At 44.4% G+C, this 13,149-nt stretch carries 11 protein-coding genes and 1 pseudogene; 6 read left to right on the top strand and 6 right to left on the bottom strand.

Annotated elements, in window-relative coordinates:
* Positions 1-31: 31 nt before the first annotated feature.
* Together BO18_RS05370 and BO18_RS05365 are read left to right on the top strand one after the other, a co-directional pair.
* Positions 32-805 carry an HD domain-containing protein gene (locus BO18_RS05370; protein WP_034444283.1) on the top strand — a complete coding sequence of 258 codons (774 nt, stop codon included), beginning with the start codon at positions 32-34 and terminating at the stop codon, positions 803-805.
* A 318-nt stretch (positions 806-1,123) separates the two neighbouring features.
* Positions 1,124-3,253, top strand: coding sequence for a helicase-related protein (locus BO18_RS05365; protein ID WP_051688511.1), 2,130 nt, complete (start codon positions 1,124-1,126; stop codon positions 3,251-3,253).
* Here BO18_RS05365 and BO18_RS05360 read toward each other — a convergent pair.
* Positions 3,229-4,650, bottom strand: a complete 1,422-nt coding sequence (locus BO18_RS05360; protein WP_034444281.1) for an amidophosphoribosyltransferase — start codon at positions 4,648-4,650, stop codon at positions 3,229-3,231. The two genes, BO18_RS05365 and BO18_RS05360, sit on opposite strands and share 25 nt — an antisense overlap.
* 157 nt (positions 4,651-4,807) lie before the next feature.
* Between BO18_RS05360 and BO18_RS05355 the strand changes: the two genes are divergently transcribed.
* Positions 4,808-6,532: a MutS-related protein gene (locus BO18_RS05355; protein ID WP_034444280.1), complete on the top strand. Its 1,725-nt coding sequence runs from the start codon at positions 4,808-4,810 to the stop codon at positions 6,530-6,532.
* On the opposite strand, the gene BO18_RS05350 is transcribed toward BO18_RS05355, so the two are convergent.
* Positions 6,512-6,808, bottom strand: a complete 297-nt coding sequence (locus BO18_RS05350) for a hypothetical protein (RefSeq protein WP_034444278.1) — start codon at positions 6,806-6,808, stop codon at positions 6,512-6,514. The genes BO18_RS05355 and BO18_RS05350 overlap by 21 nt on opposite strands.
* Before the next feature lie 32 nt (positions 6,809-6,840).
* Positions 6,841-7,101 (bottom strand): hypothetical protein, encoded by a 261-nt coding sequence (locus tag BO18_RS05345; protein ID WP_051688510.1) that lies wholly within the window; start codon positions 7,099-7,101, stop codon positions 6,841-6,843.
* Between the two features lie 128 nt (positions 7,102-7,229).
* On the opposite strand from BO18_RS05345, the gene BO18_RS05340 reads away from it, so the two are divergent.
* Entirely contained in the window at positions 7,230-9,002 is a 1,773-nt protein-coding gene (locus BO18_RS05340) for a glycoside hydrolase family 13 protein (RefSeq protein WP_051688509.1), read from the top strand.
* 74 nt (positions 9,003-9,076) lie between these two features.
* Here the strand turns inward: BO18_RS05340 and BO18_RS05335 are convergent, their stop codons facing one another.
* Together BO18_RS05335 and BO18_RS05330 are read right to left on the bottom strand one after the other, a co-directional pair.
* Positions 9,077-10,549, bottom strand: a complete 1,473-nt coding sequence (locus BO18_RS05335; RefSeq protein WP_034444273.1) for a methyl-accepting chemotaxis protein — start codon at positions 10,547-10,549, stop codon at positions 9,077-9,079.
* A gap of 180 nt (positions 10,550-10,729) precedes the next feature.
* Positions 10,730-10,915, bottom strand: a complete 186-nt coding sequence (locus BO18_RS05330) for a hypothetical protein (RefSeq protein ID WP_034444271.1) — start codon at positions 10,913-10,915, stop codon at positions 10,730-10,732.
* A gap of 325 nt (positions 10,916-11,240) precedes the next feature.
* Here BO18_RS05330 and BO18_RS36440 point away from each other — a divergent pair.
* Positions 11,241-11,423: pseudogene (locus BO18_RS36440) on the top strand (PspC domain-containing protein); the annotation flags it as partial.
* Positions 11,424-11,524: 101 nt separating this feature from the next.
* On the top strand, positions 11,525-12,565 hold the full coding sequence (gene rsmH / locus BO18_RS05320; protein WP_051688508.1) for a 16S rRNA (cytosine(1402)-N(4))-methyltransferase RsmH: 1,041 nt from the start codon (positions 11,525-11,527) through the stop codon (positions 12,563-12,565).
* Between the two features lie 3 nt (positions 12,566-12,568).
* Here rsmH and BO18_RS05315 read toward each other — a convergent pair whose 3' ends face one another.
* A complete protein-coding gene (locus tag BO18_RS05315; RefSeq protein WP_034444267.1) occupies positions 12,569-13,033 on the bottom strand; it encodes a hypothetical protein in 465 nt (154 codons plus the stop codon).
* Between the last annotated feature and the right edge of the window lie 116 nt (positions 13,034-13,149).

Genomic DNA, 13,149 nt, shown 5'->3' with positions numbered 1-13,149 from the left:
TGGTCTGGAAGTACATGGAAGGAAATATGATATGAAGATAGACAGACAACATGTTAAGGAAGCATTTGCTTCATATACAAGGAAGTATGATCCGGAGGATACGAAGATTGCTCTTAAGATAGCTCATACCTATCGGGTGGCGGATAATTGCGAGAAGATTGCAAAGTCTATAGGACTGACTGAAGAGGACATTGAATTTGCCTGGGCTTCCGGAATGCTCCACGATGTGGGACGATTTGAGCAGGTGAAGAGATATAACACTTTTATTGATTCTCAGTCAGTTGATCATGCGGAGTTCGGCGCAGACCTGCTTTTCGGACCTGACAGACTGATCGAAGATTATATTGAAGAATGTGATGAGGGTTTCGAGCGTAAGATGGAGATCGTCATCCGTCAGCACAACAAGTTCCGAATTGATGAATCTGTACAGGGTGATACCCTGACTTTTTGCAATATACTTCGAGATGCGGATAAGATTGATATCCTTAGGGTAAACGTGGAGACTCCAATGGAGGAGATCTACAATGTGACTGAGGAAGAATTGTTTTCTACTGGGGTTTCCGACAAGGTAATGGCACAGGTCAGAGAGCATCATGCAGTATTGAGGGATGTAATGGAAACACCGGCGGAGCACCTTATTGGTCACATTGCCCTAGCCTTTGAACTTGTCTTCCCAAAAAGCTGGGAACTTGTAAAAGAGCAGGGATACCTCTACAAGATGTTTGATTTCCCATCCACTAACCCCACCACCCTCAAAGCTCTTGAGGACGCACGCAAAGAGCTGGAAGAATACTACGACGCCTAAAAAAAGAGGCTGCCAATTACTTATTGGCTGCCTCTTTTTCCTGCTCCATCTGCTTGATGAGCTTGTCAATCTCTGTCTGTGATAGCATTATTGAACCGTTATTCACGTCTGCCATTTTGTATACATCCTCCCCTCATAAACAAAGAATTAACAGTTACGTTTTCTACGAATGAATGAATACTAACAGAGTTGTTAATACATTGTCAAGAAAAACAAAAATCCAGTATTTATGCGGGAAAATGAAATTTTTTATCCCTGTTCACAACTGATTTTGTAATTGACGTGGAGTTTTTTGGGACAAAATAATAAAATGGAAGCATGGCAAAGAAAAGAAGATATCATTCATTCAAAGTAAGAAGAGAAAATCAAAAGCTGAAAAAGCAGATGGCCGAGAAGGCATTCCCTCATCAGGAATTCGACGAGTACTGGAAAAAGCACTCGGAGGAGATGAAGAGGGCTGTTTATGACGCCTTTTTGGATGTGCTGGCAAACGAGAAGCTTTTTCTTTTAACTAAGGGGCCCTATGGCAAGGAGCAGAAGCAGGAACTGTCCCAGAGCAATGTGGGAAGGTTCTGTTCCTATGTGCCAAAGAAGTTCAATGCCCTTATGGTTCATGAGATGGCGCCGGACATTTCCAAGACCATCTATGGAGTTATCCTTAACTGCGACAATATGCCTCTGGTGGACTTTACGATCGCAATTGATGAAAAGACTGCAACCTGGGTCATAATGAAGTATCTTCGGGAGAAGAAAAGAGATAACGAACTGATCGAGTATGTCAGATCCCGCCTGAACGAAATGGTGGTCTATGAGCAGATTTCCCAGAACCCCAGGTACGTAAAGGCAGCAGCCAGGATAAAGAAGAATATGGAAGCCAAGATGCTTCTGTATCAGAATATCCAGACTTCCACCCCCAACGACTATACGACCCTGTTTCCACTGGCAAGGCAGATGAAAAGACATTTCATCCTCCATATAGGTCCCACCAACTCGGGAAAGACCTATCAGGCCATGCAGGACCTGATGAATGCGGAAAGCGGAATATATCTGGCACCACTGCGTCTTCTTGCATATGAGCAGTATGAAAAGATGAATAGTGAAGGCTGTCCATGTTCCATGATCACAGGAGAGGAGCGCATCATTATGCCAGGCTCCTTCCACCAGTCATCAACCATAGAGATGATGAATCTGCAGGAAGAGTGGGATATGGCGGTTATCGACGAGGCCCAGATGGTGGCTGACAGCCAGAGGGGCGGTTCCTGGACTGCAGCTATTTTGGGGCTCAGGGCGAAGACTATCCACGTATGTGCATCTCCCGATGCGGAGAGGATCCTCACCAGGATGATAAAGTCCTGCAAAGATACAGTGGAGGTGGTTTTCCACGAGAGAAAGACACCTCTGGAAATGGACGAAGAGGCTGAGAACTTCGTGTTCCCTGATGATGTCAAAAAGGGCGATGCTCTGGTTGTCTTTTCCAGAAAAGACGTCCACAGCGTAGCAGCAGAGCTTCAGGACAGCGGAATAAAGTGCAGTATTGTCTATGGCTCTTTACCCTATGATGTAAGACACAGGGAGGCAGGAAAGTTTGCAGATGGCACAACAGACGTGGTGGTGGCAACTGACGCCATCGGAATGGGGATGAATCTTCCGATCAGACGAGTTGTCTTTTTACAGACCATTAAGTTCGATGGGGTGAGAGAACGCCCCCTTACTGTGTCAGAGGTCAAGCAGATAGCAGGAAGAGCCGGAAGATACGGCATTTACGATATTGGTTATGTGGGGGCTTACTATGACTATCACATTATTGATAAGCTACTTGGCTACAAGGCACCTCCTGTCAGCAAGGCTATGATAAACATTCCCGAGGAGTTTTTGGAGAAGGATGGAAAGGTGTCCACCATCCTGGAGCTGTGGAATCAGATCCCGGCGGCGGATTACTACGATAAGGGCGATATAAATGAGAAGATCAGGGTTGCCCGTGCCCTGGAGGAAATTGAGGACGACAGGGAGATAATTCGGAAGTTCATAAGGATCCCTGCAAATCCTGATAACAAGGACACCTTTGATGTCTACACCTCCTTTTACAGAAACCTGGTTTACGGAGAGGAAGTGCCACTGGAGGAGACCATGAGCGAGTTTGATGGCTCCCTCATAAATCCAAACGATAAAGGAGCGCTGCAGATCCTTGAGACCAGCAGCGCCGTGTATGATTTTCTCTATGCATTTACAAGACTTTTCGGATCCGAGGAAGATCTGTACTCGATTCTTGAGGTAAAGAGACAGATCTCTGAAAAGATCTTTGAAATTCTTGACAGGCAAAAGCTAAGCATGAAGTCCTGTAAATATTGTGGTAAAAAACTGAAGTGGTCCTATAAATACAACATATGTCAGGAGTGCTTCAGAAAAGGAAAAGGGAAATCCGGTCACTCTTTTCCGCTCCAGCAGTAAGTACAAAGTTTGCATGGCTCAAGAGGTATAGCCTCTACCATGTCGTCCAGTCTGTGATAATGAAGGGATGTGAAGTTAAGTTCCTTCCTGATTTCCTCAAGCATTGCTTCGTACTGAGGTGAATCAGGGTCTGTGTACTTTCTCACAGTTTCTTCATTAGGACTTGGATATCCTTCGAGCTTTTCAATCACACGTCTTGTGATGAGCTCCATCTCCGTATTGGAACGGGAGAAGTTAAGGTATTTGCAGCCGTAGATAAGTGGCGGACATGCAGGCCTGATATGTACTTCTCTAGCTCCGCTTCTGTATAAGAATTCTGTTGTTTCACGAAGCTGTGTCCCTCTTACGATAGAATCGTCAATAAGTAAAAGAGATTTGTTATTAATGAGCTGATTTACCGGAAGAAGCTTCATCTTGGCAATAAGATCACGCCTTGACTGGATTGTAGGCATAAAGGATCTTGGCCAGGTGGGTGTGTATTTTACAAATGGTCTGGAATAAGGGATTCCTGATGTGTTGGAATATCCGATGGCATGGGCAACTCCTGAGTCAGGAACGCCGGCAACCAGATCCGGATGAAGTCCTCTTTGCATATCGCGCTGGGCAAGCTTACCTCCGCAGCCGTAGCGCATTTTTTCTACGCTAAGTCCCTCATAGGTTGAAGCAGGGAAACCATAGTAGATCCAAAGGAATGTGCAGATGCGCATCTCATCAAGCTCTGGAGCCACAATCTCCACGCTCTCAGGGGTTATAAAAGCAACCTCTCCGGGTCCAAGTTCTTTGTAGTTGTCATATCCGAGATTTAGAAAAGAAAAGCTTTCAAAGCAGACGCAGTAACCCTCGTCCTTGTGACCTATCACAACGGGAGTTCTGCCGAAACGATCACGGGCAGCATAGATGCCCTCAGGCGTCATAACAAGAAGGGACATGGAGCCCTTTATGACTTCCTGTGCATAACGAATTCCTTCAACGATAGTAACCTTCTGATTGATGATGGATGCCACCAGCTCAGTAGGATTGATGTCTCCGCCGCTCATCTCAAGGAAGTGAGAACGGTTGTCGGCAAAGAGCTTGTTGGTTATTTCTTCGATATTGTTGATCTTACCAACAGTGGTTATGGCGTAGGTACCATGGTGCGATCTTACGATAAGTGGCTGTGGTTCAAAATCAGAGATACAGCCGATTCCAAGATTGCCCTCCATCTTGAGCATGTCATCCTCAAACTTAGGCCTGAAATAGGACCTTTCAATGTTGTGGATGGAGCGGTCAAACCCTTTCTTCTTGTCGTAAACTGCTAGTCCGGCACGACGTGTGCCAAGATGTGAATGATAGTCGGTACCATAAAAGAGATCAAATACAGCGCTTTCACGTGACGCTACCCCGAAAAATCCTCCCATGCTATCCTCCTGATACAATGCGTAAGTGATTGTCAGATACCCAAACATAATAACACAAAAGTAGGGCAGGTAACACAGCAAAAAGAAAAAAGCTGGTGCTACTTACGTGTTATAATCGAGTTATACAGCGTGATTGATGATAACAAGGAGATTTTATATGTCTAACAAGTACAGCCTTCTTTTTCCGGATCAGTCTCTTCCATACAGGAAACTTAGCGACCTGACGGTGCATGACATTGGCATGGACACCGTTCTTTCCAAGCTTTCCGGGGAAAAGAATGAGCAGACCTATATCATGAATGTCATGAAGATGATCACTGCAGACCCGGGAAATGCCCGTTACAGGAGTGATGTCTTCGATGATATTTACAAGAATAAGGCCATGCGTGCAGAGCTTTTGGACCTCCTTGATAAGGTGAATTTCCTTAAGGAATATGGCAGCTACAGGCATGACAATGACCACGATCCCGGCATCTGGGACCTGGTCCACAGACTAGAAGAGATCGGGGATTATATCGAGAGCATCGGTGCTATCCACAAGTGTCTCTCCGATGCAGACATCCACTCCCAGGGCCTTCTTGGGCTTAAGAAGTATGTCAGTGACCTGTACGAGGACAACGGTTTTGAGGAACTGAAAAAAGATATCGCAGAGCTTCGGGCAGATACCAGCTGTCTAAAGAGCGTTACTGTGGGCATCAACTTAAATGAGAGATTTGAAGCCAGCGGAGTGGGCCTTATTTCCGTCAACAGCAAGCCCTTCACCAAGTCAAATCTTGTGAAACACTTCATGGATAAGGTCTCAGGAAAAGACAATATCAATGAGGAAGCAGACTGGAAAGAGGATTACAGATTTGATGAGATAGTTGCCAAAGGGCCATTAAATGATGGCGCAGATTTTGTGCCACCGGTATTCAGCCCGCTAGCTATGATGAGTGTCATGAAGGTCTCCGAGGCTGATGACACCACAAAAGAGATCACTAACTACATGGACAAGATCACAGACAGGATGCTTTCCCAGACGGTAAAGCACCTTCGAAATGTCCTCAATAAGTACACTATGCTGACGGTCAACGACATCACTGACCTGATGCCTGAGTTCATATTCTATGTTCGTTGGGCTGAGTATATCGAGAAGATGACTGATAAGGGAGCGCTTTTTTGTAAGCCTGAGGTGATTGATGCTCCGGAGGCTCTTTCCCAGAGCGCAGAGAATGCTCTTTTCATGGATGCCGAAGGCATATATAACGTGAAGCTCCTTTCTGAGCATTCTTCTGCCTTCAAGGACATCGTAAAGAATAACCTGGATTTTACCAGTGAGCACACCCTCTACATCCTCACGGGAGCCAACATGGGCGGTAAGACCACAATTACCCAGAGCGTGGGACAGCTCTTTTTCATGGCTCAGGCAGGCATTTATGTGCCCTGCTCCAAGTTCAGGTACCTGCCGGTGGATGATATTTTCACCCACTTCCCGGCAGATGAGGATAAGACCATGGACTTAGGACGCCTTGGCGAAGAATGTAAGCGTTTCAGGGAATTATATGAGAATGCAACGGAAAAGAGCCTTATGCTGCTGAACGAGACCTTCTCCACAACCTCTTTTGAAGAGGGCTATTACATTGCCAGAGACTGTTCAAGGGCGATCCTTAAAAAGGGCATAAGGACCATCTACAACACACATATGCACAAGTTGGCTCTTGAGATTTCAGAGATAAATGATGGGGATGTTAAGGCAAAAGCTGCCTCGCTGGTAGTAAAGGCCGAAGAGGGCAAGAGGCTCTATGAAGTCGAGGTTGCTCCACCCAAGGGCCTTTCCTACGCAAAAGACATCGCCGAGAAATACGGCGTTACTTACGAAATGTTACTTACTAAGACTACCTGACAGTCTCATCATAAAGATGGAGTACTCGTCATTTTGAAAATCCAGGTCGGGAGAGTTCTCGCCGCCACCGTTGGTGCTGCGCTTTATCTCTGCGTAGAATTCTTCCCCCTGGTTGATGATGTCCATAACTGACATGGGGAAACCGTTGTCGCTTGCTATCTCACAGAAGGCAGCAACGGGATTAGAAGAGTTTCTGGTGTCTAAAAGCTTCTCCTTAAGGGAAACGTCTGCTTTGGCTTTTTCCAAAAGGCCATCGAGTTTTTCAGTGATTTCCATTCTACGTCCTCCTCTTTTTTCCACCCATTGTATCACAACCACTTAAGAGGGTTACTGATTTTTTTTGCTTCGTCCATAATTGACTGAGAATTTTCCCAGAGATAGCTCTCAAGCTGTTTTATTTCGTCAGGAGAAAAGCCGCTGCTTTTTACTATCTTTCCATCAGGAACAAGCCCCTCGGCGGTTTCTAATAAAGAGCCATTCTTTCTCTCGAACATGACTCTCACAATCCTTTTGTTGTCCTTATCTCTGACGATTGCAGAGTAAGTCATTTTCATTTCGCCATCTGCCATGATCAACTTCCTTTCTGCATAATACTATTATAACTTATATGTTTTTTGAAAAAACTCTTGCAAGAATAAAAAGTGCATGGTAATATACTGAACAAGTTACGGAAAACGTTTTCCGAAAGGAGTTTGTTATGATCAAAGCTGCCATCATGCACGAAGCCACAAGAGAATACTGCTACTGCGTTGCACCGGATACATTTAAGATCAGGATAGTTACTGCCAAAGATGATGTGAAAGGAATTCTTCTTCATGGAAGGGACAAATATCTTTCTCTGGATATTTCTGACACAAGGTTTTCAATTCCCATGGTGAAGATTGCTTCAGATGATATCAGGGATTACTTCGAGGTAGAAGTGAAGATGAATATGCTGTGCCTCAGGTATTATTTTGAGATAACTGATAATCACGGTCACAAAGTCTTTTTCGGGGATGACCAGCTTTTGGACTATGAGCCTACTGATATTGAGGAGATGTTTGACTGCCCTCAGAGCATTAGGGAGGAGGGAATAGCTCTTTTCCCCAAGTGGGCAGAGGGCAAGGTGGTGTACCAGATATTTCCATCGAGATTTGCAACCTCTAAGTATGTGTCTGAGGAGCAGTGGTACAAGGCCCCCATCGAGTGGAACGACAAGCTATGCGGAGACCTTTGGGGCATCATAAACAAGCTTGATTACCTCAAGGAGCTGGGGGTGGATATCGTTTATCTCACTCCGATCTTTAAGGCAAATACTGAGCATAAGTATGATACAGTGGATTACTATCAGGTGGATCCTGACTTCGGTGGGAATGAGGCGTTAAAAGAGCTGGTGGAGCAGATCCACAAGCGTGGTATGTATATCATGCTGGATGGTGTGTTCAACCATACCTCAGATAAATTCTTTGCTTTTGAGGATGTGCTCAAAAACGGAGAGGAGTCCCAGTACAAGGACTGGTATTTTATTGACAGTTTTCCTTTGGACAGGGGCAGCAAAGAACGCAAGCCAAACTACAAGACTTTTGGCTACTACGGCGGAATGCCAAAGCTCAACCTTACAAATAAGGATGCGCTGGAGTATGTCAAGGGAGTTATTTGCCACTACCTTGCTGATTACGGCATTGATGGCTGGCGCCTTGATGTGGCTGATGAGATTGGTCACAAGTTCTGGAAAGAAATGAGAATTGCAGCTAAGGCCATAAAGCCTGATGCTCTGATCGTTGGTGAGGACTGGCATATCTGTGCTGATTTCCTTGAGGGAGATGAGTGGGACAGCTGCATGAACTATGCCTGGTTTAAGGCTCTGGGAAGGCTTTACGGCGGCAATGGACCTATCCATGAGTTTGTCTCAAAGCTTGGACAGGTAAGGGGAAGATACCACAGCGATGTTTTCCCACTTTTATGGAATCTTATGGACAGCCACGATACAAAGAGATTTCTTTCCTATGCATGCGAAGAAGGCGGAAAGGGCAAGATGCTCTCTGCTGCAGCTCTGACCATGCTTTTCCCGGGATGTCCATTTATCTATTATGGAGACGAAGTGGGAATGGCGGGGGACTACGATCCCGACAACAGAAGGGGCATGCTCTGGGATACAGAAAAGTACGCTGATCCGGACATGCTGGATGCATACAAGAGGCTTGCTGCTTTCAGGCACGAGCATGAAGAACTCTGGAAAGAAATTCCTGAAGTAGTGTTTATTGATGAGGTGGAAAGAGTCATGGCTTTCAAGCAGGATAAGCTTGTTATGATCTTCAACCTTAAGGAAAATCAGGTTGACCTGAAGGCGCTCAACGGACACCTTAACGCAGGAATCAACATGTGCGATTCAGAGGGCGGTGATGGTCCTGAGCTTATCTTTAAGCTCTCAGCTGAGAAAGAAAAGTGCATTCTTGGGGCTTACGACGTGGCAGTATTTAGCCTGGCATAAGGGACATAGAAAGGGCCGAAACCATAATTAATGGCTTCGGCCCTTGGGTATTATAATGGCTTTTTTATAATATTTCAGGCTTTTTTAGCACTTCTGCTGATCTCAAGGATGGCTTTAAGAATTTCCTTGGTGGACATCATGTCTGTCTCGCAGTCCTTACTGATCTCAATGCTGGACTGGGATGATGCTGCAACCTCTTCAGATGTGGCTGACAGGTTGCTGATGGCATCCATTACCTTGGTGTTGGCATCTACGCAGTCATCAACATTTTCTGATATCTTAGTAGCCATCTTGGTAAGTTCTTCAACTTTCTCCATGATGACCTCAAATTTCTCACCGGTCTCAACAATCATCTGTCCCTGCTCGTTGGCAGATTCTACGCTTCGTTCCATGTTTCTGGAAGCGAGGTTAACCTTTCCAAGAAGATCATCAATAGTAGATGCGATCTGCTCGGCAGAATTTTTGGTGTGTTCTGAAAGAGCACGGATCTCATCTGCAACTACCGCAAAGCCCTTGCCTGCGTCTCCTGCTCTTGCTGCCTCGATTGAAGCGTTCAGCGCAAGAAGGTTTGTCTGATTGGAAATACTTAGGATAGTGTCTACAATTTCTTTTACCGTGCTTGCTGAATGCTGGAGGTTAGAGGTCATTTCTGCCGTCTCGGCATTGATGGTGGAAGCTTCATCTGACTTAGCTCTTAGCTGCTTAACAAGTGAATTTCCGTCGCTGATGTTCTCAGTAACCTCGTCTGCGTTCTCACGCATAGCCTTGGACTGATCTGCTATATCTTCAAGAGATTCTGTAATATTGGAGTTCATCTCGGTCTGAGTCTGAATTGCTTCTGCAGTCATGGTCACGGACTGGGAAATCTGCTCGGAAGCTTCTGCTGAGGAACTAACTTTCTCTGCCAGGGACTCCATGGATTCATTGGCATCCTCAAGCTTGATAGCAATCTGTTCGCCGATTGACTGAATGACTTCCGCATCCTTTTTCTGCTGCAATGCTGCTTCCTGAATCTCATCAAGAGTTTCTTTATTTTGCTTGCTGTTAAGACGAACGTAGAAAATACACATAAGAGCAAGGAGCAGGGCATACACTGCATCTGTATATACCTGATTTGCCCTGGAACTTGGGTCTGAAGAAATCATTAGATAAAGCGGAATAAACAACACATTGATTCCCACCACTAAAGCAGAAACAATGTTGGTGAGTAAAAGATCTGAATAAAGTAGAGAAAGAATGCATATACCAGGACCAAACGCCCACATATAAGGAATATGAACACTGCCCAGCATTACCACAAAATACGCCAGGCTTATGGAACTTAGCGTGATGATCTGGCCTGTCTTCTTTGTCCTGTAAACTGCAAATCCCCAGATCTGAACGCCGAACAGGATAACCTGAAGGATGATCATGATCGTTGTGGTCATAAATCCTTCCCTTCCGGCCTGATAAACGATGGTGGACAGCAGCATAAAGCCCTGAATGATGCAGCCAAACTTAAATGCCAGACGATTACTTTCTAAGATGTGTTGTTCCTGCAGACTCATATTATTTCTCCTATCTCTATGAAAAACGTCATATGCTCTTATTCTACTTTTATCATTATTTCGGGGCATATTCAATTAAAAAACGATTAAATCCACGGAGACATCCCAGAGGCTGATTTGCCAAGGAATATGGTTTGGAATATACTTTGGATGACAGAGCTGCACAAATAGGTTATCCTATCAGAAAATAAATGCAATTGCCAAGGCAGTCAGTACAGCCAGACACACAGATACAGAGATGAATTTTTCTGCGATATGAAGTGCGGATGATGAATCAACATATTTTCCATTTATCATTACAGCGTTTACTGTGCGTTGATCTCTTTTATCAAGTGGTGATACCTTTGCATTGTTATGACCTTTCATGTTACGGTTCCCCCTGTTTTTATTTTTTCATTATCAACCCCACGCATAATAGAATATTACAAAAATGTGATTTGTTTCTGTTTACAAAATAAAGAAAAAATAAAATTTAAATAAAGTAAAGATTAACCGCAGTAACGGTGCGGGTTTGAAGGCATTTGAAATTTCCAGTCGCAAAAAAAGCAAAATAAAATGTTGCAAATGGCACAAATAGGTATGTAAGGGGTATCAAAGCAGGGGTTATAATCATTTCATAAGTTACAGGTGTTCAAAAAAGAACCTGAAAGAGAGAAAAAATATAAAAAACATATTTTGAGAGGTAAAAGTTATGAGTGGAAAGAAATTGTACAAGAGTCGTGATCAGAAGGTTTGTGGTGTTTGTGGCGGAGTTGCTGAGTACTTCGATATCGATCCTACAATAGTAAGACTTGTTTGGGGCATCGCAGCATTAACAACAGGAATCGGAATTGCAGCATATATCGTTGCAGCAATCGTAATGAATGATGCTCCTGCAGAAGATGTAGTAGATACAACTTATCGCGAGACAGAGCCAGAAGTAGACGCAGAGCCTGTATCAGATACCATCAAGGGATTTGATCCCGAAGCATAAATATGGAACAGGAACATAAGAGAAGGGTACATTATTCAGGAAAGTACCCAAAGAAATTTGAAGAAAAATACAAAGAACATAACCCCGAGAAGTACAAAGATACAGTCGAGCGCGTGATATCCAAGGGTTCAACTCCTGCAGGAATGCACATTTCCATCATGGTAAAAGAAATCCTGGAGTTTCTGGACATAAAACCCGGACAAAAGGGCCTTGACTGTACTTTGGGTTATGGTGGCCATACCAGGAAGATGCTTGAAAAACTTCAGGGACAAGGCTGTATCTATGGCCTTGACGTGGATCCTATCGAGTCCAAAAAGACCATAGAGAGGCTCAGATCTGCAGGCTTTGGTGAGGATAATTTCAAATTCAGGCTGATAAACTTCAGGAATATCGATCAGGTTGCAAAGGAAGCAGGAAAATTTGACTTTGTGCTGGCAGATCTTGGAGTTTCATCCATGCAGATTGATGACCCTGAAAGGGGCTTTTCTTACAAAATAGACGGGCCACTGGATCTAAGACTTGACCCTGAGCACGGCGAGTCAGCAGCTGAGCGCCTCCACAACATAACCAAAGAGGAATTCATTGGTATGATGGTGGAAAACTCTGATGAGCCCTATGCAGATGAGATCGGGGAAAAGGTCTTTTCGCTAATGAAAAAAGGCGATCCCATGGACACCACAACGGCCCTTAGGAACGCCATTACCCAGGCACTTTGGAAGGTGCCAAAGGATGAAAAGGATCAGGCCGTAAAAAAGAGCTGTGCAAGAGTATTTCAGGCCCTGAGAATCGATGTTAACAGTGAGTTTGAAGTTCTGTACGAGTTTCTTGAAAAGCTTCCTGGGGTTTTAAATCCCGGAGGAAGAGTAGCCATCCTGACCTTCCACTCAGGCGAGGACAGACTGGTAAAGAAATCCTTTAAAGAACTTCAAAAAAGTGGTATCTACAGTGAGGTGGCTTCAGAGGTGATCCGGCCTTCTGCAGAAGAGTGCAGGGTTAATCCCAGGAGCAAATCAACAAAGATGCGCTGGGCAATCAGGGCTTAAGCCTTAAAAAGGCTTATTTTTAGCATTAAAGCTGTCTATGGCTGCAGCTTTCTTAAAATTGTCAAAGTTTCCGTTGTTAACAACGTGTACAACATAACTTCTTGGACCCTCGAGGCGAAGGATGAGCTTGCTATCGTTTATCTCTTCTACCGACAGGGTCCATTCTTCGTCATGACAATCAAAATAAAAGGTAACTGTATCCACTGGTTCATGTGGAGTTATGTTGAGATTTCCGTGAAGCTTTTCAATGATAGAATAAACTGTGATCCAGTTATCTGAATTGACTCTGACTCTTCCGTCAGGGCCCTCTGCCACGCATACATCCGACTCATGGGTCAGAACAAAAAGATCTGTCTTAAAGTGGCGAAGTCTGTTTGATTCAAGGGCTATGCTTATGATAAGTGCAATACTTGCGATAACGAAGGCACCTATCAGGTATACCCATATCCATTTCTTAAAATCTTTCATTATGTCCTCCTTTGCTGTCAATTGTAATGATATAGTGGTTATAAAGGGATTGCAATAGATTCGTAATTCGCCTGTGGTGCTAAATAGAGCTTCTGAATTCGTAATAATCGCTGTGT

The organism is Butyrivibrio sp. AE2032 (assembly GCF_000702965.1).
This window is presented reverse-complemented; position numbering and strand designations above follow the sequence as displayed.

Excerpts from the sequence above, each read along its gene's own strand:
- BO18_RS05370 (WP_034444283.1), top strand. The coding sequence starts at position 32 with ATGAAGATAGACAGACAACATGTTAAGGAAGCATTTGCTTCATATACA.
- BO18_RS05365 (WP_051688511.1), top strand. The coding sequence starts at position 1,124 with ATGGCAAAGAAAAGAAGATATCATTCATTCAAAGTAAGAAGAGAAAAT.
- BO18_RS05360 (WP_034444281.1), bottom strand. The coding sequence starts at position 4,650 with ATGGGAGGATTTTTCGGGGTAGCGTCACGTGAAAGCGCTGTATTTGAT.
- BO18_RS05355 (WP_034444280.1), top strand. The coding sequence starts at position 4,808 with ATGTCTAACAAGTACAGCCTTCTTTTTCCGGATCAGTCTCTTCCATAC.
- BO18_RS05350 (WP_034444278.1), bottom strand. The coding sequence starts at position 6,808 with ATGGAAATCACTGAAAAACTCGATGGCCTTTTGGAAAAAGCCAAAGCA.
- BO18_RS05345 (WP_051688510.1), bottom strand. The coding sequence starts at position 7,101 with ATGGCAGATGGCGAAATGAAAATGACTTACTCTGCAATCGTCAGAGAT.
- BO18_RS05340 (WP_051688509.1), top strand. The coding sequence starts at position 7,230 with ATGATCAAAGCTGCCATCATGCACGAAGCCACAAGAGAATACTGCTAC.
- BO18_RS05335 (WP_034444273.1), bottom strand. The coding sequence starts at position 10,549 with ATGAGTCTGCAGGAACAACACATCTTAGAAAGTAATCGTCTGGCATTT.
- BO18_RS05330 (WP_034444271.1), bottom strand. The coding sequence starts at position 10,915 with ATGAAAGGTCATAACAATGCAAAGGTATCACCACTTGATAAAAGAGAT.
- rsmH (WP_051688508.1), top strand. The coding sequence starts at position 11,525 with ATGGAACAGGAACATAAGAGAAGGGTACATTATTCAGGAAAGTACCCA.
- BO18_RS05315 (WP_034444267.1), bottom strand. The coding sequence starts at position 13,033 with ATGAAAGATTTTAAGAAATGGATATGGGTATACCTGATAGGTGCCTTC.